Below are 21,204 nucleotides of genomic sequence, written 5' to 3'. Positions count from 1 at the left end.
CGATGGCTGCGGATCAGCGACCGACCAGTCACGAGTCCGAGCGGCAGCGCTGGAACCGCAACTTCGGGGACCTGCTGCAGGAGCTGCGGGTGACTCAGACGGGCGTGCAGATCCTCTTCGCGTTCCTGCTGACCCTGCCGTTCAGCAGCGGCTTCCCGTCGACAACGGAGTTCCAGAAGAACACCTACATCGTGGCGCTGATGGCGGCCGCGTTCGCCGCCGCGATGATCATTTCGCCGGTGGCCTTCCACCGGGCGCTGTTCCGCCGGGGCCGCAAGCCGGAACTGGTGCGCTACGCGCACCGGATGGCCACCGGCGGCCTCGCCCTGCTGCTGGTCTCGATGGTCAGCAGCGTCCTGCTGATCGCCGACTACCTGATGAACATCTGGGCCGCGAGCCTGCTGGCGGCGATCACCGCGTCGTACTTCCTGACGTTCTGGGCGGCGATCCCGTTCGCCAAGCGCACCTGGATGGACGACGAGTTCGACGAGGTCAACGAGGCCTACCGGGGGCAGAAGGCGGAGCCTAACGAGCCTTCGCAGGCTTGAGCCCCATGTCCTTGAGCTCGAGCGCCGCCAGCGCCTGCACCGCCGCCGCGTCGCCGTTGCGCCACGACTGCGCGATGTCCGGACCCAGCTTCGTCAGCTCGTTCAGCGGCCGGGAGGCCAGCGCCCGCAGCGCCAGCAGGTCCTGCCCGGCCGGCTCGTCGCGGACCCGGCAGGCCACCCCGGCCCGGCGCATCCAGCGCAGCCGCAGCGGCAGCCAGATGAAGAGCACCAGCGCCAGCGGCCCCGCGATGATCGCCACGGAGACGACAAGCGCCAGGTTGTCCGCCATGTCCTGCTGCTGGCGGCCGGCCTCGGCGAGCGCGTTGGCGGCGTTCGCGGCCTTGGTGAACGGCGCGGTCAGCTGGTCGCCGACCAGCGGGACCCGGCCGACCTTGCCCGAGATGTCGCCCAGGTTGCCGGCGATGCCGGTGCCGGCCTCCTGCAGCTTCGCGCCCGGCACGCCGAGCTTCTCCACCAGGTCGTTGATCCAGATCCCGGCCCGGATCCAGGCGTAGATCCAGAAGACGACGAGCAGGTCGGTGAGGAGCTGACGGAGGGCGGTGGGCAGCCGGTCGGCGTACATCTTCACGCGGGTCAGCGTCCCACGGCGAGGCTAGGAACGCTTGCCCGCGCACTCCGGGCAGGTTCCGAAGATCTCCATCGTGTGCGAGACGTCGGCGAAGCCGTGCTTGCCGGCGACCTTCTCGGCCCAGGCCTCGACGGCCGGCCCCTCCACCTCGACGGCCCGGCCGCAGGACCGGCAGACCAGATGGTGGTGGTGGCCCTGGCTGCACCGGCGGTAGAGGTGCTCGCCGCCGGGCGGGCGCATCACGTCGATCTCGCCGGCGTCGGCGAGGCCCTGCAGCGTGCGGTAGACGGTGGTCAGGCCGACCCGCTCGCCCCGGCTGCGCAGCATCGCGTGCAGATCCTGGGCGCTGTTGAACCCCTCGGCCTCGGCAAGGGCCGCGCTGACCGCGGTCCGCTGCTTGGTGTTCCGGACGACGGTCCCCTCATCGAGGACGCCCTCACCCCGTTCGATCATGACTCCACCTCCTTCGTCATGCCCTCCTGGCCCTCGCTGCGCTCGGTGCAGTCGGTCATGACCGGCTTCCCTCCCTCGCGTGGCTCACCGCGTCGGCGACGATGTGTGCGACGTGTTCGTCCACGAGTGAGTATGCGATCTCCCGGCCCCGGCGTGCACTGCGCACCACGCCGGCGCCGCGCAGAACCCGCAGGTGCTGGGAGACCAGCGGCTGCGGCGCGCCCAGCTTCTCGACCAGTTCGTGCACGCAGCGTTCCCCGGCGCCGAGCTCCGCGACGATCGCGACCCGGATCGGCGCGGAGAGCGCGCGGAGCAGCTCGCCGGCCGCCTCGTAGGCCTCGTAGCCGCTCGTCGTCACCGGGGCAACGTTACTGCTCATCGGGACCCCGCCTGAAGAACGACGTCCGGCGGCTCCGCGTCCGCCCCGGCCCGCGCCGGTCCGGACCGCCGGCGCAGCACCCGCCAGGTGGCGCTGCCGACGGTGAGCGCGACGAAGACCGCGATGGCCAGGATGACGATCGTGGCGCCGGGCGCGGTGTTCACCTCGCCGGCCAGCGTGATGCCCGCGGCGGCCGCGCCGACCCCGATCAGCATGGCCGCGGCCATCGTGCTGCGAAAGCCGCGGGTGACCTGCTGGGCGGCGGCGACCGGGATCACCATCAGGGCGCTGACCAGCAGCAGCCCGACGGTGCGCATGGCGATCGTGACGGTCACGGCCGTGGTCACGGCCATCAGCAGATTGAGCGTACGCACGGGAAGCCCCGAGACGCGCGCGTACTCCTCGTCGTTGCAGACCGCGAACAGCGCCTGCCGCAGCCCGAGCATCGCGATCAGCACGGCGACGCCGAGCACCGCGATGACCGTCAGGTCCTCTTGCGACGTGGTGGTCAGCGAGCCGAAGAGGAACTGCATCAGGTTGGCGTTGCTGCTGTTGTCGGAGAGCCCGACCAGCACCACGCCGCCCGCGATGCCGCCGTAGAAGAGCAGGGCCAGGGCCAGGTCGCCGGAGGTGCGGCCGCGCTCGCGCACCAGCTCGACGCCGATCGCGCCGACCACCGAGACGATCACGGCGGTGAGCACGGGTGACTGCTGCAGCAGCAGCCCGACGCCGACGCCGGTCAGCGCCACGTGCCCGATGCCGTCGCCGATCAGCGACAGCCGCCGCTGCACCAGGTAGATGCCGAGCGCGGGCGCGACCAGACCGATGATCAGCGCGCCGACGAGGGCTCGGACCATGAACTCGTACTGGTAAAGGTCGATGGGTCTTCAGTCCCCTCAGGGGCGGCGGCGGGGCGGTTGGACGGGCATCAGCGGGTGGGCATCCGATCGGTGGGTGCCACGCAGATCGCGGGTCGTTCGGCCTCGGCGTGCGGGTGGACGTGGTCGTGGCCGGGCTGAGCGTGGTGGCCGGCGGGCTCGGGCACCGCACCCTCGTAGGCGATCCGGCCGTCGTGGACCACGACGGCCCGGTCGACAAGCGGCTCGATCGGGCCGAGCTCGTGCGCGACCAGCAGGATCGTGCCGCCGGCGCCGCCGAAGTGGCGCAGCGCCGCGGCGAACGCGTCCTGGCTGGCCGCGTCGACGCCGGCCGTCGGCTCGTCGAGCACCAGCAGGTCGGGCCGCCCGGCCAGGGCGCGGGCGATGAGGGTGCGCTGCTGCTGGCCGCCGGAGAGGGTGCTCACCGGGTCGCCGATGCGATCGAGCAGGCCGACGTCCTCGAGCGCCGCGTGGACGGCGGCCCGGTCGGCGGCGCCGGACGGGCGGAAGATGCCCCGGCGGGCAAGGCGGCCGGAGGCGACGACCTCGCCGACCGTCGCCGGCACGCCGCTGCCGGCGCCCATCCGCTGCGGGACGTAGCCGATCCGGGCCCACTGCCGGAACCGGCGCTGTGGCGTGCCGAAGAGCTCGATCGAGCCCGCCGCCAGCGGCACCAGGCCGAGGATGGTGCGGATCAGGGTGGACTTGCCGGAGCCGTTGGCGCCCAGGATCGCGACGACCTGTCCCGGTGCCACGTCCAGGGTGACGTCGTGCAGCACCGCGCGACCGCCGTAGGAGACCGCGGCGTGCCGCACCTCCACGACGCTCATGAGGTGCACCCCAGGGCCGCGGTCAGGGCGGTCAGGTTGCTGCGCATGACCGAAAAGTAGTCCGCATCCGGCACGGTGAGCCCTTCGAGAGGGTCGAGGACGGCGGTCCGCGCGCCGACCTCGCGGGCGATGGTGTCGGCGACCTTCGGGCTCACCAGCGTCTCGAAGAAGATCGTGGTGGTGCCCGTGGCCCGCGCCTGCTCCGCGACGTGCGCCAGGTGCCGCGGCGACGGTTCCGACTCGGGGGACACGCCGGTGATGCCGACCTCGGTCAGCCCGTACCGGTCGGCCAGGTACCGGAAGGCGGTGTGGCTGGTGACGATCTCGCGCCGCGCGCAGGTCCCGAGCCGGGCCGCGTATTCGGCGTCGAGCCGGTCGAGCTGGGCGTGCAGCGCGGCGGCCCGCGACCGGTAGGCGTCCGCGCGGGCCGGGTCGGCCTGGGCGAGGCGCTCCGCGAGCCGGTCGGCGACGGCGGCGAAGCGCACCGGGTCCAGCCAGACGTGCGGGTCGGTGCCGCCCCGGGCGTGCTCCCGCTCGCCCGGCGCGTGCCCGCCGTGCTCACCGGCGGCGAGCAGCTTGACCACCGAGCCGGCGTCGAGGGCCCGCCCGGTCGCCTCCTGCGCCACGGCCTCGTCCACCGCGGGCTGGAAGCCGCCGAGGTAGAGGACGAGCCCGGCGTCGCTGATCTCGCCGACCTGGCGCGGGTTGAGCTCGACGTCGTGCGGCTCGGCGCCCGGCTTGGTCAGCTCGGTGATCGCCACCGCGTCGCCGCCGATCCGCTCGCCGAGGAACCGCAGCGGATAGAACGCGGTCACCATGTCGAGCCGGCCGTCGGCCGCGAAGCCGCTCGCCTTGTCACCGCACCCCGCGCTCGCGCCGACCAGCAGGGCCACGGCGACGGCCGCGAGCCGGCGGCGGAGCTGCATCATGCCACCAACTGTGCGCCCTATTGGTAATGATTGTCAAAAGCGCATGGTGTCAGATCATCTTCGCGATGACCGTCGCCAGCAGCAGGGTCAGCAGCGTGACCCGGATCGCCCGCACCGGCGTCGACTGCACCGGCCAGGTGGTGACGGTGAGCGCCGCCATCGCCGCGCACAGCACGAAGAGCAGCGCGGCGCCGATGATGCCGGGCAGGAACAGGCCGGCCAGCAGCAGCACGAGGGCGACGATGAAGGCCACCGTCGGGTTCACGCCCGCCAGCCGGCGCAGCAGGTTCTCGGACTTGGGTGGGGTCACGTCGGCCTTCCGGGGGTGTGCGTACGCTCACGTCATGCTGGTGCTCAACCGCTTCGTCGTCCCCGCCGACACGCAGGATTCGTTCACCGAGCGGGCGCACGCCGCCCTCGCCGCCCTGGCGGAACGGCCCGGCTATCTCTCCGGCCGGCTCACCCGCGCGCTGGACGACCCCGCCTACTGGACCCTGGTCACCGAATGGGAGTCCGTCGGAGCCTACCGGCGCGCGCTCGGCGGCTTCGACGTCAAGGTGCACGCGACCCCGCTGCTCTCCGAGTCGGTCGACGAGCCGTCGGCGTTCGAGACGCTGGCCAGTGCCCAGCCCGGCGGCGAGGTCGTGGCCACGGCCAGCGACCGGGCCGCCGAGCCGTGGCGCTGAGCCGTACGCTGAACCCATGACCCTCATCGGGGAGCAGCAGCCACCGCCGCCACCGCAGGGCCCCGGCGTGGTTCCGCCGTTCCCGGCGCCGCCGGTCGAGGGGCGCGGCCGGCGCCTCGGCATGGGGTTCGGCATCGGCGTGACCGTGCTGGTGCTGGCCTGCGGCGGCGGCGTCGCCGCGTCGGTCGGGCTCGTCACCGTCATGGGCAGCGCGCTCAGCGAGCAGGCCGAGGTGGTCGTCGGCGACTACTTCCACGCCCTGAAGGACCGCGAGTGGTCGGAGGCCTACGACCAGCTCTGCGAAAAGGCGCGGAAGGCCGAGGACGAGTCCGAGTTCACCAGGCGGGTCTCCGCCGAGGAGCAGATCGCCACCTACGACGTGGGCGACGTCGAATTCGTGGAGCTCTCCACGCCGGTGAACGTCACGTACACCAACGGTGACACCGCCGAGCTGGTTGCCTATCTGGAGCAGAACCACGGGACGGGCGCCTTCGAGGTGTGCAGCGTCGAGGAGTAATCTCCTGATTTTGTCCGACCTTTCTAGATCCCCGCCGACAACCAGCCGGCGTAGGAGGAACATGCCCGCCGATCGCATCGACGCCGTCGTCAGCCTGGCCAAGCGCCGGGGCCTGGTGTTCGGATCCAGCGAGATCTACGGAGGCAGCCGCTCGGCGTGGGACTACGGTCCGCTGGGCGTCGAGCTGAAGGAGAACGTGCGCCGCCAGTGGTGGCGCACCATGGTCCAGCAGCGCGACGACATCGTCGGCCTGGACTCCGCCGTCATCCTCGCCCGCGAGGTCTGGGCCGCCTCCGGTCACCTCGACGCGTTCGTCGACCCGCTGACCGAGTGCCAGTCGTGCCACAAGCGGTTCCGCGCCGACCACCTCGAGGAGGCGTTCGAGCACAAGCACGGCACGCCGCCCGCGTCGCTGAGCGAGCTGAACTGCCCCAACTGCGGCAACAAGGGCACCTTCACCGAGCCGAAGATGTTCAACGGCCTGATGAAGACCTACCTCGGCCCGACCGAGAGCGCGGACGGGCTGCACTACCTGCGGCCCGAGACCGCGCAGGGCATCTTCGTCAACTACAACAACGTGGCGACCGCCGCGCGCAAGAAGCCGCCGTTCGGCATCGCGCAGGTCGGCAAGTCGTTCCGCAACGAGATCACCCCCGGCAACTTCATCTTCCGGACCCGCGAGTTCGAGCAGATGGAGATGGAGTTCTTCGTCGAGCCGGGCACCGATGAGACCTGGCACGAATACTGGCTCGAGCAGCGCTGGAACTGGTACCGCGACCTCGGCCTGTCCGAGAACAACCTGCGCTTCTACGAGCACCCCAAGGAGAAGCTCTCGCACTACTCGAAGCGCACCGTCGACATCGAGTACCGCTTCCAGTTCGGCGGCACCGAGTTCGCCGAGCTCGAGGGCGTCGCCAACCGCACCGACTTCGACCTGAACACCCACTCCAAGCACTCCGGCGTCGACCTGTCGTACTTCGACCAGGAGAAGCAGGAACGCTGGGTGCCGTACGTCATCGAGCCCGCCGCCGGGCTGACCCGCGCCGTGCTGGCGTTCCTGCTCGAGGCCTACGACGAGGACGAGGCGCCGAACACCAAGGGCGGCGTCGACAAGCGCACGGTGATGCGCTTCGACCCGCGGCTGGCGCCGATCAAGGTCGCGGTGCTGCCGCTCTCGCGCAACCCGGAGCTCTCGCCGAAGGCCCGCGGCCTGGCGGACCTGCTGCGCAAGCGCTGGATGGTCGAGTTCGACGACTCGCAGGCGATCGGGCGCCGCTACCGGCGCCAGGACGAGATCGGCACCCCGTTCTGCGTCACCGTCGACTTCGACACCCTCACCGATGACGCGGTGACGGTCCGCGACCGCGACACCATGAGGCAGGAGCGGGTGGGCCTCGACCGCATCGAGGAATACTTGATCAAGCACCTGCCCGGCTGCTGACCTCGCCTTCAGCCTTGATTTCCCGGATTTTTGGTGTGTCATGCTCGATGACGTGACTCCTGCTCTTCCCGCCGCGCCGCTGAACCTCGGTGACTACGAGGTTTGGCCGCCGGTCGTGCTCGCGCCGATGGCCGGCATCACCAATGTCGCGTTCCGCCGGCTCTGCCGCGAGCAGGGCGGTGGCGTCTACGTCTGCGAGATGATCACGACCCGCGCACTCGTCGAGCGGATCCCCAAGACGCTCAAGATGATCGAGTTCGGGGCCGACGAGAAGTTCCGCAGCCTGCAGCTCTACGGCGTCGACCCCGACGTGACCGCCGCCGCCGTGCGGATGGTCGCCGAGGAGGGCTGGGCGGATCACATCGACCTCAACTTCGGCTGCCCGGTGCCCAAGGTCACCCGCCGCGGCGGCGGCAGCGCCCTGCCGTGGCGGCGCAAGCTGTTCGGCCGGATCGTGCGGCAGGCGGTCCAGGCCGCGGCGCCGGCGGGCATCCCGCTGACGATCAAGATGCGCAAGGGCATCGACGACGACCACCTGACCTACGTCGAGGCCGGCCTGATCGCGCAGGAGGCCGGCGTCGCGGCGGTCGCGCTGCACGCCCGCACGGCGGAACAGCGCTACTCGGGCACCGCGGACTGGGACGCGATCGCGACCCTCAAGCAGGCCCTCGACGTCCCGGTGCTGGGCAACGGCGACATCTGGGAGGCCTCGGACGCGCTCCGCATGGTCGAGCACACCGGCGTCGACGGCGTGGTCGTCGGCCGCGGCTGCCTGGGCCGGCCGTGGCTGTTCAAGGACCTCGAGGCGGCGTTCGCCGGCCGGACCTCGCAGGAGCTGCCCAACCTGGGCGAGGTCGCGGCGATCATGTCCCGGCACGCGCACCTGCTGGTCGACGCGCTGGGCGACGAGCGGCACGGCTGCGCGGACTTCCGCAAGCACGTGGCGTGGTATCTGAAGGGCTTCCCGGTCGGCGGCGAGTTGCGCCGCTCGCTGGCGATGGTGACGTCGCTGGCGGTCCTGGACGACCTGCTGGCGCAGCTCGACGGCTCCGAGCCGTTCCCCCGCGAGTCGCTGGGCCAGCCCCGCGGCCGCATCAACGCGCCCGGCAAGGTGTCGCTCCCGTACGGCTGGCTGGACAGCCGCGACGACGACACCGTTCCGGAGGGCGCCGAGATGGAGAACAGCGGCGGCTGAACCACCAAAAGACGGGAAGGGCGTTTCCGCCCCTCCCGTCCGGTGTGGCCCGACCGATCAGACGTCGAGGTCGGCCTCGATGCGCTTCAGGTGGTGCCGGGCCATGGCGAGGTTCGAACGGTCCCGGCGCAGCGCGACGTACAGGAACAGGCCCTTGCCGGAGCGGCTCGCGAGCGGCCGGATCATGTGGTACTGCGTGTCCAGCGTGATGAGGATGTCCTCGATCTTCTCCGTGATGTTGAGCATCTCCATCGCCCGGAGCTTGGCCCGGACCACGTCGGTGTTTCCGGCCGCGGCGACCGTCAGGTCGATCTCCTTGCCGCCGCCGGCCGTGCCGAGGGCCATGCCGCTCGTGTGGTCGACCAGCGCGACGCCGATGGCGCCGTCGATGTCCATGATTTCCTTGAGCGCGGTGTCCATGTCAGCCATGGGATGGTTCCTCCGTCTTCGGGATGGTGGGTGAGGCGTTTCGGTGGTGGCTTGCTCAGCCGGCCTGCCGGCCGCGAAACGTGTTCTGCAGGGTGGCCATCGGCGTGCGCCGTGCCAGTGGCGTACTCGGCCCCATCTGGGTCGGAATCTCCGTGCGGGTCGGTGTTTGCGCCTCGAGGACCAGGATCTTCACGAGCCGTCTGACGGTTCGGCGGGCCTCGAGGTGCACCATGGCCAGATTGGCGTCGCCGGACGTGACGAGCGTCAGCAGGGCGTTCGGGCCCGCGGTGTACGAGGTGATGTACCCGCCGTCGCACTCCACCACCGACTCGCGCAGGTTGCCGTGGTTGACGGCGTGCGCGAACCGACGGGCGAGGGCGAGGTGGGCGGCGGCGAGGGCCGCAAGACTGTCCGGCTCGATGCCGTGCGCGTCGTGCGCGACCACCATGCCGTCGGCGGTGGCGAGGACACTGCCGGAGAGCTCGGGAACCCTGATGCGGAGTTTGCCGAGTTCCGTCAGTACCGCCGGATCCACCGTCATCCTCGGTCTCTCCTTTCTGGTCAGGCCCGGGTCAGCGGGTCGGTGGGGCGCGGGTCACCGCAGCGCTCTCAGTGCCGTACGTATGCGTTTGAGCAGAACCTCGTCGGTGCCGGGATGGGTGTGCTCGGTGTCCGCGGCGATGTCCTTCGGCAGCTTGGCGCCCGGCTTGCGCCGCGCCAGCCGCGGCGGGCGGTAGACGGTGCCGTTCGCCGTCGCCGGATCGGGCTCCAGCACGCTCGGCGGCGGGTCGCCCGAGGCCGGGCGCGCGCCCGTGATGATGGGCACGGTCGGGCTGTCGGAAACGCCGACGGACGGCCGTTGTACGTCCACCGACGTGCCTCGCGCGCGCGGTAGCCGTACGAAATCGGGGTTGTCGTTCGGGTGCTCGCGGTGCGGTGGCCGCTCGATCAGGCCGAGCGCCGCGAGCCGGCGCAGTTCCTGGATCGTCGCGTACCCGGCCCGGCCCAGCAGCTGGGCCAGGTCCGCCGGGGTGCGCTGGCCGTCGGCGCTGACCAGCAACTCCCACTGGGCTGCGGTGAGCGTGATCCGCTCGACCGGCGGCCGCGGGACGGGGATCACCGCCGCGGTGTCGATGTCAGGGTGCGGGAAGATCTCGTCCAGCAGCCGGGCCCGGCGGCGGGCCTCGCGGGTGACCGCCGCCGGGTCGACGCGGACCACCTGGCCGAGCCAGTGCGTGGCGCCGTCCAGGAAGTCGACCGGCGCGGAGGCGGGGGAGAGCGCGAAGTACGCGGCGTCGTAGGTGGCGCCGAGCACGCACAGCTCGAGCTCCCCCTGCGTCAGGTGGCCCTGTTCCAGCAGCAGCCGCCCGACGTGGGCCCGTGAGGTCCCGGCGTCGAGCGCCGCCTGCCAGGTCCGGGCGGCGAGCCGGCCCGACGCCGTCAAAAGCTCGCCGACTCCCGGGGCGGCCGGTGACTCCGCGTACGTCACCTGCCCCTCGATGAGGTAGACCGTGCCGCCGGGATGGCCGCCGACGACCAGGGCGCCCGTCTGCCGCTCGCCCGCGACCTGCGTGAGCAGGCGCCCGGGTGCAGCGGTCTTCGAGGGCTTCACCTTGACTCCTCACTGCTAGGTCGCTACGAGTTCATCGGCCAGGGTCTGCATGCGGCGCCGGGCCACCGCGAGGTTGCCGTGGATCCGGTCGAGCCAGACGTAGAGCACCAGCCGGCTGTCGAAATCGGTGCGGACGAGCCGCAGCAGGTGGTAGCCCCCCGCGGTCGTGATGATCAGGTCCTCGAGCAGGTCGTGTGGCACCGCCGAGACGAACAGTGACCGGCTCTGCGCGGCCTGCACGACGTCTGCCGTGCCCGCCGCGGCGGCCTGGTGGTCCTCGTTGGGTGCTGCTCCCGTCGTGGCGACCGGGAACCCTGTGGTGTAGTCGACGATGCTGGCCCCCACCGCGCCAGGAATCGCCATGGCCTCTTGCAGACAGTTCTCAACCCCGGGCACATCTCTCCTCAGCCGAGCGATGCTCCCGCCGATCGCCAAGCCCGGCCGCTGGCGGGACGGCGAGGCTGTTTTGCCACGGTCGGCCGGGGTGATCTTCGTGCTGGGACGCGCAGATCCGGTCCTGCGCGCCGTCACAATGAGCCATCCTGCGGGCACGCTGCGATCTCGGGTCGCACCAGGTGTGCGTCATCCTCGCCGTGCTCATTTCGTTGCCTGGGCGGGCTTACGGGCCCGGGAAACCCGGTGCGGCCGATGCGGCGCCGGGCGGTTCAGCAACCGCTTCGCCGTCTCCGGTACGAGGCCGCCGAGCTCCACCTCGGCGATCGTGCCGAACCAGTGCCGCTCGCCCGCAACGAAGCGCACCGGGGCGTCGCTCTGCAGCAGCACGTGGGTGGCCTCGGTGATGGCGGCGACCACCCGGCAGGCCAGCTCGTGGTGGCCCAGGTGGCCGTCGCGCAGCAGCGCCCGCCCGACGGCCCGGCCGTCCACTCCCGACTCGTACGCCGAACGCCACACCGCCTCCGACAGCCGCCCGCAGGCGACCAGCCGCTCGCCGATGCCCGGGCAGGCCGGCGACTCGGCGTGGGTCAGCCGTCCGGCCACCAGGTAGAGCACGCCGCCGGGTGAGCCGTCGATGTGCAGCGCGCCGGTGCGCCCGGACTCGGCCAGGTTGACGAGCAGGCGGCGAAGTGAATTCACGGTGGCTCCTAGGAACGGGCATCGACCTTCCTATGAGTCTCGATCGCGGCGCGGGAGCGGGTCGCACCGACGGTGCGTTGCCGATGCCTTAGCCCGCAGGCCTTTTGCGCGTAACATGATCGCCACTTTTCGATGGCGTCTCGTGGAGGTTTGCCGATGCCGAGCAAGTGGGAGCAGATCGTCGTCGACGCGGAGGACCCGGCACGGCTGGCCCGCTGGTGGGCGGCGGCGCTCGGCTACCAGATCGTGTACGAGAAGCCGGACGAGGTGGAGATCCGGCGGACCCCGGAGGACCTGCCCGGCCTGCTGTTCGGTTCGGCGCCGGACCCGAAGACGGTGAAGAACCGCCTGCACATCGACCTGCGCCCGGACGACCAGGAGGCCGAGGTCGAGCGGCTCGTCGACATGGGAGCCCGGCACGTCGACATCGGCCAGCACGACGTGAGCTGGGTGGTGCTCGCCGACCCGGAGGGCAACGAGTTCTGCGTGCTGTCGTCCCGCAAGCCCGGTCAGTAGGTGAACTGACCGATCAGCTCCCGGATCTCGCCGGCGGCCGTGCTGACCCGCTCGGCGGAGTGGCGGGTCGTGTTCGCGTTGTCGGCGGTGGACCCGGTGGACGCGGAGATGTGCGTGAGCGTGTCGCTGATGTCGGTGGCCGCGGTCGACACCTCGCTGACGTTGCGGGCCATGAGCTCGGTCGTGGCCGACTGCTCCTCGACGGCCGCGGCGATCGTGTGCTGACCGTCGTCGATGCGGGTGATGACCGCGGAGACGGCGTCGATCGCCTCGGCCGTACGGGAGGTCATGTCCTGGATCGCCGAGATCCGGGCGGTGATGTCGCTTGTCGCCTTCGCGGTCTCCTGCGCGAGGTCCTTGACCTCGGAGGCGACGACCGCGAAGCCCTTGCCGGCGTCGCCGGCCCGGGCGGCCTCGATCGTCGCGTTGAGCGCCAGCAGGTTCGTCTGCTCGGCGATGCTGGTGATCAGCTGCACGATGGTGCCGATCTCTCGGCTCGCCTCGCTGAGCGTGCTCACCAGCGCCGTGGTGGAGGCCGCGCTCTCGCCGGCCGCGGCCGTGGTGACGGCGGCGTCGCTGGTCTGCCGGGCGATCTCCCGGCTGGACGCGGACAGCTCCTCGGTCGCGGCCATCATGTCGGTGACGGAGTCCGAGACCTGATGGGCCGCGGCGTCCGCGCTGCGCGCCCGCGCCGACGTCTGTTCCGCCGTCGTGTCGAGCTCGCCGGCCAGCTCGCGCAGGTCGCCGCTGGCGGCGGTGAGCACTCCGACGCTGGTGGCGGTCGCCGAGACCGTCGTCCGGATCGCGGCCAGCGCCGCGTTGAGGGCCCGGGCCATCTCGCCGAACTCGTCGCCGCGGATCACCGTGGCCTCGACGGTCAGGTCGCGGTCGGCCGCCGAGCGCAGGGCCGCGAGCATCAGCCGCAGCGGCCGGCGCACCGCGCGGATGGTGAGGTAGGCCGCCGCGGCGGTCAGCGCCGCGCCGGCGAGGCCGGTGAGCAGGATGAGCAGGCCGCTGGTGCGGCTCGAGTCGTCACCCGCGGCCTCCGCGTCCTGCACCGCTCGCAGCATCGCCTCGTCGATCGAGCCCAGCTGCTCCTCCAGTGCGCCGAAGGCCTCGAGGAACGTCGGCAGCCGGGCCACCGCCGCCGCGTGGTCGGTCCCGGCGAGCGCGACCAGGTCCGTCGCGGCCTGTGCGTACGCGGCGACGGCCGGACGCGCCTGCGCGTAGTCGTCGGCGAGCGGGCCGGGCGCGGTCGCGGCGGCGGCGTCGTACTTGCTCAGCAGCGTCTCGGCGTGCTCGGACACCTCCGCGACGCCGTAGGCCTCGCGCTGCTGCGCCGTTACCGCGAACATCGCCGACATCACGTCGCCGCGCAGGGCGTCGTGCATCATGTCGGCGTTCCACTGGCTGCTCATGCCGTTGCTGACCGAGGCCATGTCCGAGGCGTCGTCGGACTGGTGCGACGAGCCCCAGGACGCCGCGACCACGACCAGCGCCACCGAGGCGACGCCGATCGCGGCCATCAGGACCAGGCGCGCGACGATGGTGAGACGGGACCGGGTGTGCGCATCAGACTCCACACCAAACGCATCGGCGGCCCGGGCGGACGCCTTAGGGTGTTGGCATGACGGACGGCGATGCCCTGCGTTGGGTGCGCGAGCCCGCCAAGGACAGCGGCTACGGGCGCACCCAGTTCGAGCGCGACCGCGCCCGGGTCCTGCACTCGGCCGGGTTCCGCCGGCTCGCCGCCAAGACCCAGGTGCACACCGCCGGGTCGGACGACTTCCTGCGTACCCGCTTGACGCACTCGCTGGAGGTCGCGCAGATCTCCCGCGAGATGGGCACCCGGCTGGGCTGCGACCCCGACGTGGTGGACGTCGCGGGCCTCGCGCACGACATCGGCCACCCGCCGTTCGGGCACAACGGCGAGGCGGCCCTGCACCGGGCCGCCGAGTCCTGCGGCGGCTTCGAGGGCAACGCCCAGACCCTGCGGGTGCTCACCCGGCTGGAGGCCAAGGTCGACGGCGCCGGGCTCAACCTGACCCGCGCCTCCCTCGACGCCAGCTGCAAGTACCCCTGGCCGCGGCGGGCCGGCCAGCGCAAGTTCGGCGTGTACGACGACGACCGCCCGGTCTTCGACTGGATCCGCGAGACGGCGCCGCCCGGCGAGCGCAAGTGCCTCGAGGCCCAGGTCATGGACTGGGCCGACGACGTGGCCTACTCCGTGCACGACGTCGAGGACGGCGTGCACGGCGGCTACCTCTCGCTGCGGCCGCTGCTGCTCGACGCCGGCGAGCGCGCCGAGCTCTGCGCCGACGTGGCGGCCAGCTACTCCGACGAGACCCCGGACGCGCTCGGCGAGGCGCTGGAACTGCTGCTGGCCGACGAGGTGGTGACCGCCACGGCCGACTACGACGGCGGCCGCCGCTCCCAGGTCGCCCTCAAGCGCATGACGAGCGTGCTGACCGGGCGGTTCGTCTCCTCGGCGGTCGGCGCCACCAACAGCCGGCACGGCTCGGATCCGCTACGGCGCTACGACGTCGACCTGATCGTCCCGCGTACCGTCCGTAACCAGTGCGCGCTGCTGAAGGGCATGGCGTTGCGCTACGTGATGCGCGCCCGGGCCGCCGAGCAGTGGTACGAGCGGCAGCGCGAGATCCTTACGGAGCTGGTCGCGGTGCTCAGCGAGCGCGCGCCCGCGCACCTCGACCCGATGTTCGCGGAGCAGTGGAAGACCGCGGAGAACGACGCGGCGCGACTGCGGGTGGTGATCGACCAGGTCGCCTCGCTGACCGATCCGGCGGCGGTCGCCTGGCACCGGACCCTCATGGCGGCCGATAGCTAGCGCGAGGCAGTATGTAGCGGTGGCGGGCAGGGTCAAGGATGAGGACATCGCGCTGGTCCGCGACCGGACCTCGATCGCGGAAGTGATCAACGAGACCGTGACGCTGCGGTCCGCGGGCGGCGGCAACCTCAAGGGGCTGTGCCCCTTCCACGACGAGAAGACGCCGTCGTTCACCGTGTCGCCCGCCCGAAATGTCTATTTCTGTCACGGCTGCGGCGCCGGTGGCGACGCCATCAAGTTCCTGATGGACGCCGAGCACCTGAGCTTCATCGAGTCGGTGGAGCGGCTGGCCGGCAAGGCCGGCATCCAGCTGCGATACGACGAGTCCGGCCCGAAGAGCGACGGCCCGCGCCGGCAGCCGGGCCAGCGGCAGCGGCTGATCGCCGCGCACGCGGCGGCGGCCGAGTTCTACCAGGACCAGCTGACCACGCCGGGCGCGCGCAGCGCCCGCGAGTTCCTCGCCCAGCGCGGCTTCGGCCGCGCCGCCGCCGAGCGCTACGGCTGCGGCTTCGCGCCGGAGGGCTGGGACCCGCTCACCAAGCACCTGCGGCAGAAGGGCTTCACGGCCGAGGAGCTGACCGCCGGCGGGCTGGCCAAGCCCGCCCGCTCGGGTTCGCTCATCGACCGCTTCCGCCGCCGGCTGCTCTGGCCGATCCGCGACCTCACCGGCGACGTCATCGGCTTCGGCGCGCGCAAGCTGTTCGAGGACGACGACGGCCCGAAATACCTGAACACCCCCGAGTCGCCGCTCTACAAGAAGTCGCACGTCCTCTACGGCATCGACCACGCCAAGCGGGAGATGGCCAAGCGGGGCCGGGCGGTCATCGTCGAGGGCTACACCGACGTGATGGCCTGCCACGAGGCCGGGGAGCCGACCGCCGTCGCGACCTGCGGCACCTCCTTCGGCATCGACCACATCGGCGTGCTGCGCCGGCTGCTGATGGACAGCGACAGCTTCACCGGCGAGATCATCTACACCTTCGACGGCGACGCGGCCGGCCAGAAGGCGGCCCTGCGCGCGTTCGAGGAGGACCAGCGCTTCGTCGGGCGCACCTTCATCGCGGTCAGCCCGGACAACATGGACCCCTGCGAGCTGCGGCTGGCCAAGGGCGACCTCGCGGTCCGGGACATGATCGCGAGCCGCGAGCCGCTCGTCGACTTCGCGCTGCGGCAGACCCTGTCCCGCTTCGACCTGGACACCGTCGAGGGCCGGGTCGAGGCCATGCGCCGCGCGGCGCCGCTGGTTGCCAAGATCAAAGACCGGGAGAAGCGCCCCGAGTACGCCCGCAAGCTCGCCGGCGACCTCGGCATGGACCTCGAGCCGGTGCAGCGGGCCGTGGCGTCCGCGTCAGCGCCCGAGTCGCCGTCCGGTGCGGCCGCGCCGCGCCGGGCCGCCGACAGCCCGCAGCGGCTGGTCGAGCGCGAGGCGCTGAAGCTGGCCCTGCAGCACCCGGTGCTCGCCGGCCCGATGTTCGACGCGCTGGGCCCGGAGACCTACGGCGATCCGGTCCTGCAGGGCATCCGCAAGGCCGTCGCGGCCGCGGGCGGCACCGCCGCGGCGACCGGCGGCGCGAGCTGGATCGAGGCCGTCCGCGACGCCTGCGACGACCTGGGCGGCAAGGCGCTGGTCGGCGAGCTCGCGGTGGTGCCGCTGCACGTCGACGGCGAGGCTGACCTGCGGTACGTCCAGGTGACGCTCGCCCGGCTGCAGGTCGGCGCGGTCACCACCCGGATCAAGGAGCTGAAGTCCAAGGTGCAGCGGATCAACCCCGTCGCGCACCGCGACGAATACCTGGCACTGGCCGGGGAGCTCTTCTCTCTCGAACAGCACGCTCGCGCACTGCGCGACCAGGCGGCAGGTGGATTGTGAGTATCTTTCGTCGGCGCCGAAGGATTCCAGCCGGGCTGAGCCCGCCCCTCGAGGCCGAGGAGCGGATCCTGGCCTGGGCTTACGTCGGCGAGCCGGGCACCGAGGTGCTGGTGGCCACCAACCGGGGGCTCTGGCTGCCGCCCGGCCGCCGGCTCGGCTGGCACGAGATCCACAAGGTCTCCTGGTCCGGTCGCGAGCTGCTGATCACGCCCGCCGAGACGGCCGCGGAACGGCCCGGCTACACGGTCCTCATCGACGCGCCCGTCATCGGCTTCCTGCTGCTCGAGCCCGGTGAACTGCCCGATCAGGTACGCACGCGGGTGACCCGCTCGGTGGCGTACACGTCGCACCACCCGCTGCCGCCGAGCGGTGGCGTGCGCGTCGTGGGCCGCCGGGTCAGCGGCGTCGACGGCCTGAGCTGGGCGGTCCGGTACGACGCGAGGACTGCCGTCGACGCGGAGCCGATCGTGGAGGTCACCGACCGGCTGGTCGACTCGGCCCGGGAGGCCAACACGCCACCGGCGTGAAAATCTGTCGCACCCGGTCACTAGGGTCTGCCTGGTGACTCTCATCCACGCCCGGGGGCTGGTCAAACGCTTCGGTGACTTCACCGCGGTCGACGGCATCGACGTCGACGTGCGGCGCGGCGAGGCGTTCGGCTTCCTCGGGCCCAACGGCGCCGGCAAGAGCTCCACGATGCGCATGATCGGCTGCGTCTCCCCGCCGTCCGGCGGCACGCTGCGCATCCTCGACATGGACCCGCTGCGCGACGGGCCGAGGATCCGGGCCAAGCTGGGCGTCTGCCCGCAGCTCGACAACCTCGACCTCGAGCTGACCGTCGCCGAGAATCTCACCACCTACGCCCGCTTCTTCGGCATCCCGCGCAAGGTGGCCCGGGCCCGCGCCGCGGAGCTGCTCGACTTCGTCCAGCTCACCGAGCGGGCCGACAGCAAGGTCGAGCCGCTCTCCGGCGGCATGAAACGCCGGCTCACCATCGCCCGCGCCCTGGTCAACGAGCCCGAGATCGTGCTGCTCGACGAGCCGACGACCGGCCTCGACCCGCAGGCCCGGCACCTGGTCTGGGAGCGGCTGTTCCGGCTCAAGCGGCAGGGCGTGACGCTCGTGCTCACCACCCACTACATGGACGAGGCCGAGCAGCTCTGCGACCGCCTGGTGGTGATGGACGGCGGAAAGATCGTCGCGGAGGGCTCGCCCCGCGACCTGATCGAGCGGCATTCGACGCGCGAGGTGGTCGAGCTGCGCTTCAACGCGGAGTCGCAGGACGCCTTCGCCGACAAGCTGGACGCGGTGGCGGAGCGGATCGAGGTGCTGCCCGACCGGATCCTGCTCTACGTCGCCGACGGCGACGCCGCGGTCGCCGAGGTGCACGGCCGGTCGCTCAGCCCGGCCAGCGTGCTGGTGCGCCGCAGCAGCCTCGAGGACGTCTTCCTGCTCCTCACCGGCCGGACCCTGGTGGATTGAGATGACCCGCTACGTCCTCGAATACCACCTGGTCAGCTACCGGCGGATCTGGCGCTCGAGCGTGCTCTCGTCGTTCGTGCTGCCGCTGCTGACCATGCTCGGCTTCGGCGTGGGCGTCGGCGCCTATGTGACCGGCGGCGTCGAGGGCGTGCCCTATCTGGACTGGATGGTGCCGGGGCTGATCGCCTCGACCGCCGTTCAGGTCGCGATGAGCGACTCCGCGTGGCCGGTGTTCGGCGGCTTCGAATGGCAGCGCTATTACTTCGGCCAGGCGGCCGCGCCGCTGCGCGTCACCGACATCCTCGACGGGCACCTGGCCTTCATCGTCTTCCGCACGCTGACCAGTTGCGGGGCGTTCCTGCTGATCGCGACCGGGTTCGGCGCGCTGCACTCCTGGTGGGCGCTGGCGACGCTGCCGATCGCGGCGCTCGTCGGCCTGGCGGTGGCCACCGTGACGTTCGCCTACTCCGCGACGGTCCGCAGCGACAGCTACCTGGCGATCCTCTTCCGGCTCGGGATGATCCCGATGTCGCTCTTCTCCGGTGTCTTCTTCCCGGTCGAGTCGCTGCCCTCGCTGCTGCGCTGGATCGCCTATGTGCTGCCGCTCTGGCACGGCGTCGACCTGAGCCGGGCCGCCACCCTCGGCGTCGCGCCGGCCTGGCCCGCCCTGGGGCACCTGCTCTACCTGACCCTCTGGGTCGTTCTCGGCTGGCTCCTGGCCTACCGGCAGTTCGGCCGCCGGCTCGTGGTGTGAGAGGACTTGCGAAATGGTGACCCTGCTCCTGCCGCGACTGGTTCTGGTCCAGGGCGCGGCGCGTCGTTCGGCATCGATCGTCGAGCGCAACGCGTCGACCCTCCGCACGGCCTACTGGCTGGTGATGGCGTCGGGCTTCCTCGAGCCGGTCCTCTACCTGTTCTCCATCGGGGTCGGGGTGGGCTCGCTGGTCGGCGACCTGACGCTGCCGGACGGCCGGGTGATCGAATACGCGGCGTTCGTGGCGCCGGCGATGCTGGCCTCGTCGGCCATGACGGGCGCGCTGGCGGAGACCACCTTCAACTTCTTCAGCAAGATGAAGTTCATGAAGCTCTACGACGGGATCCTGGCGACCCCGGTGCGGCCGATGGAGATCGCCCTCGGCGAGCTGTCCTGGGCGATGATCCGCGGCAGCGTCTACGCCGCCGCCTTCCTGGCGATCATGGTGGCGATGGGGCTGACCACGGCCGGCCCGGCCCTCGGCGCGTTCGCGGCCACGGTCCTGGTGGGCTTCGCCTTCGGCGGCGTCGGCATGGCGCTGTCCACCTTCATGCGCAGCTGGCAGGACTTCGACCTGATGGGGTCGGCCCAGTTCGCGCTCTTCCTGTTCTCGGGCACGTTCGTCCCGGCCGAGGCCTATCCGCCGCTGCTGCGCTGGGTGGTGGAGGTGACGCCGCTCTACCGCTCGGTCGACCTGATCCGGGCGATCACGCTGGGTTCGGTGGGCTGGACCCAGCTGCTGGACGTGCTCTACCTGCTCGTGCTGCTGGTGATCGGCCTGCTCGTCGCGGGCCGCCGGATGGGCCGGCTGCTCTGCCGCTGACCCCGGGGCTGTGCGTCCGCTGGGAGAGCGCAGGGTTAGATCACCCGCCGCTGGGCATTCTCACTGCTGGACCGCGCTTCCCACGGGCCGCCTGCGGGGGGTGGCAGGCGTCCGGAAGGCGGCAGAGATCATGACGCGCCGCCTGGAGGTCCCACGATGAGGCTTCTCCGCAAGACCGATCACCCGGCCGACGACCGGGCCGCCGGCCCTCCCGGCGCGGGCGATGCTCCGGAGACCCCCGGCGAGGCACGCGCCGCCGGGGCCCGCGACGTCGACGGCAGCGGCGTCGGCGCCGCCGCGGACGCCCCCTCCGCGCCCGGCCCCGACGCGGGCCCGGACAAGCCGACCCAGCTCGGCGGCAGGGGCCTGCTGCGCGCGCTCAAGCGCACGCTCAAGCAGTTCTCCGAGGACAACCTCAGCGACTGGGCCGCGGCGCTGACCTACTACAGCGTGCTGTCGATCTTCCCCGGCGTCCTGGTGATCGTGTCGATCCTCGGCATGGTGGGCGACAACGGGCAGGAGACCGTGCAGAAGTCCGTGCAGGAGATCGCCCCCCGCCAGATCCAGAGCCTGCTGGACCAGGTGCTCAGCCAGGTCTCGGACCCGGGCACCGCCGGGCTGGCGGCCGTCATCGGCATCGTCGTGGCCTTCTGGTCGGCGTCCGGCTACGTCGGCGCCTTCATGCGCGCCTCGAACGCCATCTACGACGTGCCGGAGGGCCGGCCGGTCTGGATGACGCTGCCGATCCGGCTCGCCGTCACCGCGGTCGTCGGCCTGATGCTGATCGCCTCTGTCGTCATCGTCGTGTTCACCGGCGAGGTCGCCAAGGTGGCCGGCGAGGCGATCGGCCTCGGCTCCGCGGCCGTGACCACGTGGGGCATCGCGAAGTGGCCCGTGTTGATACTGATCGTCAGCCTGATGTTCGCGATCCTCTACTGGGCCTCGCCGAACGCGAGGACCGGCGGTTTCCGCTGGGTCACTCCGGGCGGCGTCTTCGCGGTGCTGCTCTGGCTCGTCGCCTCCGGCGCGTTCGTCTTCTACCTGACCGGTTTCGCGAACTACGAGGCGACGTACGGCGCACTCGCCGGCATCATCGCCTTCCTGATCTGGCTGTGGATCTCGAACATCGCCGTCCTGCTCGGCGCCGAACTCGACGCGGAGCTGGAGCGCGGCCGCGCCATCGCGGCCGGACACCCCGCCGACAAGGAGCCGTTCCTGCAGCTTCGCGACGACCGCAAGCTCAAGAAGGGCAGCGAAAAGGGCCTGAGCATCTGACGGCACCCCGCCGCCGGGGGGGCGGCGCCCCCCCCGGCCCGGGAAAAGTCGGGGA

Annotated in this window: 26 protein-coding genes; 13 read left to right on the top strand and 13 right to left on the bottom strand. The window is 71.6% G+C overall.

The window, feature by feature from the left end; genetic code table 11:
- The first annotated feature begins 2 nt into the window (after positions 1-2).
- Entirely contained in the window at positions 3-548 is a 546-nt protein-coding gene (locus AB0F10_RS08255; protein ID WP_360621355.1) for a DUF6328 family protein, read from the top strand.
- On the opposite strand, the gene AB0F10_RS08250 is transcribed toward AB0F10_RS08255, so the two are convergent.
- The 7 genes from AB0F10_RS08250 to AB0F10_RS08220 are packed head-to-tail and all read right to left on the bottom strand — an operon-like array spanning position 526 to position 4,916.
- Positions 526-1,131: a hypothetical protein gene (locus AB0F10_RS08250; protein WP_360621465.1), complete on the bottom strand. Its 606-nt coding sequence runs from the start codon at positions 1,129-1,131 to the stop codon at positions 526-528. The genes AB0F10_RS08255 and AB0F10_RS08250 overlap by 23 nt on opposite strands.
- A gap of 30 nt (positions 1,132-1,161) precedes the next feature.
- Positions 1,162-1,590 carry a Fur family transcriptional regulator gene (locus tag AB0F10_RS08245; protein WP_360621353.1) on the bottom strand — a complete coding sequence of 143 codons (429 nt, stop codon included), beginning with the start codon at positions 1,588-1,590 and terminating at the stop codon, positions 1,162-1,164.
- A gap of 55 nt (positions 1,591-1,645) precedes the next feature.
- Positions 1,646-1,969, bottom strand: a complete 324-nt coding sequence (locus tag AB0F10_RS08240) for a metalloregulator ArsR/SmtB family transcription factor (protein WP_360621351.1) — start codon at positions 1,967-1,969, stop codon at positions 1,646-1,648.
- Complete coding sequence (locus AB0F10_RS08235) at positions 1,966-2,850, bottom strand: metal ABC transporter permease (protein WP_360621463.1); 885 nt, start codon at positions 2,848-2,850, stop codon at positions 1,966-1,968. The genes AB0F10_RS08240 and AB0F10_RS08235 overlap by 4 nt, the downstream gene beginning before the upstream one ends.
- A 47-nt stretch (positions 2,851-2,897) precedes the next feature.
- A complete protein-coding gene (locus AB0F10_RS08230) occupies positions 2,898-3,677 on the bottom strand; it encodes a metal ABC transporter ATP-binding protein (RefSeq protein ID WP_360621349.1) in 780 nt (259 codons plus the stop codon).
- Positions 3,674-4,603 (bottom strand): metal ABC transporter substrate-binding protein, encoded by a 930-nt coding sequence (locus AB0F10_RS08225; RefSeq protein WP_360621461.1) that lies wholly within the window; start codon positions 4,601-4,603, stop codon positions 3,674-3,676. The genes AB0F10_RS08230 and AB0F10_RS08225 overlap by 4 nt, the downstream gene beginning before the upstream one ends.
- Positions 4,604-4,655: 52 nt before the next feature.
- On the bottom strand, positions 4,656-4,916 hold the full coding sequence (locus AB0F10_RS08220) for a hypothetical protein (protein WP_360621347.1): 261 nt from the start codon (positions 4,914-4,916) through the stop codon (positions 4,656-4,658).
- 34 nt (positions 4,917-4,950) lie between these two features.
- Between AB0F10_RS08220 and AB0F10_RS08215 the strand changes: the two genes are divergently transcribed.
- The 4 genes from AB0F10_RS08215 to dusB all read left to right on the top strand — a co-directional run bounded on the left by AB0F10_RS08215 (position 4,951) and on the right by dusB (position 8,445).
- Complete coding sequence (locus AB0F10_RS08215) at positions 4,951-5,292, top strand: antibiotic biosynthesis monooxygenase (protein WP_360621345.1); 342 nt, start codon at positions 4,951-4,953, stop codon at positions 5,290-5,292.
- A gap of 16 nt (positions 5,293-5,308) precedes the next feature.
- Positions 5,309-5,809 carry a hypothetical protein gene (locus AB0F10_RS08210; protein ID WP_360621343.1) on the top strand — a complete coding sequence of 167 codons (501 nt, stop codon included), beginning with the start codon at positions 5,309-5,311 and terminating at the stop codon, positions 5,807-5,809.
- Positions 5,810-5,870: 61 nt separating this feature from the next.
- Complete coding sequence (locus AB0F10_RS08205; protein WP_360621341.1) at positions 5,871-7,250, top strand: glycine--tRNA ligase; 1,380 nt, start codon at positions 5,871-5,873, stop codon at positions 7,248-7,250.
- 40 nt (positions 7,251-7,290) lie between these two features.
- Positions 7,291-8,445 (top strand): tRNA dihydrouridine synthase DusB, encoded by a 1,155-nt coding sequence (dusB, locus tag AB0F10_RS08200; protein WP_360621339.1) that lies wholly within the window; start codon positions 7,291-7,293, stop codon positions 8,443-8,445.
- A gap of 57 nt (positions 8,446-8,502) precedes the next feature.
- Here the strand turns inward: dusB and AB0F10_RS08195 are convergent, their stop codons facing one another.
- From AB0F10_RS08195 to AB0F10_RS08175, 5 genes are all read right to left on the bottom strand, one after another.
- Positions 8,503-8,874: a hypothetical protein gene (locus AB0F10_RS08195; protein WP_184996857.1), complete on the bottom strand. Its 372-nt coding sequence runs from the start codon at positions 8,872-8,874 to the stop codon at positions 8,503-8,505.
- A 55-nt stretch (positions 8,875-8,929) separates the two neighbouring features.
- Entirely contained in the window at positions 8,930-9,415 is a 486-nt protein-coding gene (locus tag AB0F10_RS08190) for a roadblock/LC7 domain-containing protein (RefSeq protein WP_360621336.1), read from the bottom strand.
- A 54-nt stretch (positions 9,416-9,469) separates the two neighbouring features.
- Positions 9,470-10,486 (bottom strand): helix-turn-helix domain-containing protein, encoded by a 1,017-nt coding sequence (locus tag AB0F10_RS08185; RefSeq protein WP_360621334.1) that lies wholly within the window; start codon positions 10,484-10,486, stop codon positions 9,470-9,472.
- A 15-nt stretch (positions 10,487-10,501) separates the two neighbouring features.
- The gene (locus AB0F10_RS08180) at positions 10,502-10,849 is read right to left on the bottom strand and encodes a hypothetical protein (protein ID WP_354720537.1); all 348 of its coding nucleotides are present in this window, start codon (positions 10,847-10,849) and stop codon (positions 10,502-10,504) included.
- A 234-nt stretch (positions 10,850-11,083) separates the two neighbouring features.
- A complete protein-coding gene (locus AB0F10_RS08175) occupies positions 11,084-11,581 on the bottom strand; it encodes a DUF4388 domain-containing protein (protein ID WP_360621332.1) in 498 nt (165 codons plus the stop codon).
- Between the two features lie 156 nt (positions 11,582-11,737).
- Here AB0F10_RS08175 and AB0F10_RS08170 point away from each other — a divergent pair, with 156 nt between their 5' ends.
- The gene (locus tag AB0F10_RS08170) at positions 11,738-12,097 is read left to right on the top strand and encodes a VOC family protein (RefSeq protein WP_360621330.1); all 360 of its coding nucleotides are present in this window, start codon (positions 11,738-11,740) and stop codon (positions 12,095-12,097) included.
- On the opposite strand, the gene AB0F10_RS08165 is transcribed toward AB0F10_RS08170, so the two are convergent.
- A complete protein-coding gene (locus AB0F10_RS08165; protein WP_360621328.1) occupies positions 12,091-13,680 on the bottom strand; it encodes a methyl-accepting chemotaxis protein in 1,590 nt (529 codons plus the stop codon). The two genes, AB0F10_RS08170 and AB0F10_RS08165, sit on opposite strands and share 7 nt — an antisense overlap.
- Before the next feature lie 44 nt (positions 13,681-13,724).
- Between AB0F10_RS08165 and AB0F10_RS08160 the strand changes: the two genes are divergently transcribed.
- From AB0F10_RS08160 to AB0F10_RS08130, 7 genes are all read left to right on the top strand, one after another.
- Positions 13,725-14,945, top strand: a complete 1,221-nt coding sequence (locus tag AB0F10_RS08160) for a deoxyguanosinetriphosphate triphosphohydrolase (RefSeq protein ID WP_360621326.1) — start codon at positions 13,725-13,727, stop codon at positions 14,943-14,945.
- A gap of 19 nt (positions 14,946-14,964) precedes the next feature.
- Complete coding sequence (gene dnaG / locus AB0F10_RS08155) at positions 14,965-16,815, top strand: DNA primase (protein WP_360621324.1); 1,851 nt, start codon at positions 14,965-14,967, stop codon at positions 16,813-16,815.
- The gene (locus AB0F10_RS08150; RefSeq protein ID WP_360621322.1) at positions 16,812-17,342 is read left to right on the top strand and encodes a hypothetical protein; all 531 of its coding nucleotides are present in this window, start codon (positions 16,812-16,814) and stop codon (positions 17,340-17,342) included. Before dnaG ends, AB0F10_RS08150 begins: the two co-directional genes overlap by 4 nt.
- 31 nt (positions 17,343-17,373) lie before the next feature.
- The gene (locus AB0F10_RS08145) at positions 17,374-18,297 is read left to right on the top strand and encodes an ABC transporter ATP-binding protein (RefSeq protein ID WP_360621459.1); all 924 of its coding nucleotides are present in this window, start codon (positions 17,374-17,376) and stop codon (positions 18,295-18,297) included.
- 1 nt (position 18,298) lies between these two features.
- On the top strand, positions 18,299-19,051 hold the full coding sequence (locus AB0F10_RS08140) for an ABC transporter permease (protein WP_360621320.1): 753 nt from the start codon (positions 18,299-18,301) through the stop codon (positions 19,049-19,051).
- 13 nt (positions 19,052-19,064) lie between these two features.
- Positions 19,065-19,874, top strand: a complete 810-nt coding sequence (locus AB0F10_RS08135) for an ABC transporter permease (RefSeq protein WP_360621318.1) — start codon at positions 19,065-19,067, stop codon at positions 19,872-19,874.
- 156 nt (positions 19,875-20,030) lie between these two features.
- Positions 20,031-21,149 (top strand): YhjD/YihY/BrkB family envelope integrity protein, encoded by a 1,119-nt coding sequence (locus AB0F10_RS08130; protein ID WP_360621316.1) that lies wholly within the window; start codon positions 20,031-20,033, stop codon positions 21,147-21,149.
- Positions 21,150-21,204: the final 55 nt, after the last annotated feature.

It is taken from the genome of Actinoplanes sp. NPDC026623, assembly GCF_040638275.1.
Classification (GTDB): Bacteria; Actinomycetota; Actinomycetes; order Mycobacteriales; family Micromonosporaceae; genus Actinoplanes.
The sequence above is the reverse complement of the archived record's forward strand: the minus strand, read 5'-3'. Positions and strand labels throughout refer to the sequence as shown.

Coding starts and splice junctions, on each gene's coding strand:
- AB0F10_RS08245 (WP_360621353.1), bottom strand. CDS start 1,590: ATGATCGAACGGGGTGAGGGCGTCCTCGATGAGGGGACCGTCGTCCGG.
- AB0F10_RS08210 (WP_360621343.1), top strand. CDS start 5,309: ATGACCCTCATCGGGGAGCAGCAGCCACCGCCGCCACCGCAGGGCCCC.
- AB0F10_RS08170 (WP_360621330.1), top strand. CDS start 11,738: ATGCCGAGCAAGTGGGAGCAGATCGTCGTCGACGCGGAGGACCCGGCA.
- AB0F10_RS08255 (WP_360621355.1), top strand. CDS start 3: ATGGCTGCGGATCAGCGACCGACCAGTCACGAGTCCGAGCGGCAGCGC.
- AB0F10_RS08225 (WP_360621461.1), bottom strand. CDS start 4,603: ATGCAGCTCCGCCGCCGGCTCGCGGCCGTCGCCGTGGCCCTGCTGGTC.
- AB0F10_RS08130 (WP_360621316.1), top strand. CDS start 20,031: ATGAGGCTTCTCCGCAAGACCGATCACCCGGCCGACGACCGGGCCGCC.
- AB0F10_RS08160 (WP_360621326.1), top strand. CDS start 13,725: ATGACGGACGGCGATGCCCTGCGTTGGGTGCGCGAGCCCGCCAAGGAC.
- AB0F10_RS08240 (WP_360621351.1), bottom strand. CDS start 1,969: ATGAGCAGTAACGTTGCCCCGGTGACGACGAGCGGCTACGAGGCCTAC.
- AB0F10_RS08180 (WP_354720537.1), bottom strand. CDS start 10,849: ATGGCGATTCCTGGCGCGGTGGGGGCCAGCATCGTCGACTACACCACA.
- AB0F10_RS08205 (WP_360621341.1), top strand. CDS start 5,871: ATGCCCGCCGATCGCATCGACGCCGTCGTCAGCCTGGCCAAGCGCCGG.
- AB0F10_RS08250 (WP_360621465.1), bottom strand. CDS start 1,131: ATGTACGCCGACCGGCTGCCCACCGCCCTCCGTCAGCTCCTCACCGAC.
- AB0F10_RS08195 (WP_184996857.1), bottom strand. CDS start 8,874: ATGGCTGACATGGACACCGCGCTCAAGGAAATCATGGACATCGACGGC.
- AB0F10_RS08140 (WP_360621320.1), top strand. CDS start 18,299: ATGACCCGCTACGTCCTCGAATACCACCTGGTCAGCTACCGGCGGATC.
- AB0F10_RS08230 (WP_360621349.1), bottom strand. CDS start 3,677: ATGAGCGTCGTGGAGGTGCGGCACGCCGCGGTCTCCTACGGCGGTCGC.
- dusB (WP_360621339.1), top strand. CDS start 7,291: ATGCTCGATGACGTGACTCCTGCTCTTCCCGCCGCGCCGCTGAACCTC.
- AB0F10_RS08135 (WP_360621318.1), top strand. CDS start 19,065: ATGGTGACCCTGCTCCTGCCGCGACTGGTTCTGGTCCAGGGCGCGGCG.
- AB0F10_RS08190 (WP_360621336.1), bottom strand. CDS start 9,415: ATGACGGTGGATCCGGCGGTACTGACGGAACTCGGCAAACTCCGCATC.
- AB0F10_RS08215 (WP_360621345.1), top strand. CDS start 4,951: ATGCTGGTGCTCAACCGCTTCGTCGTCCCCGCCGACACGCAGGATTCG.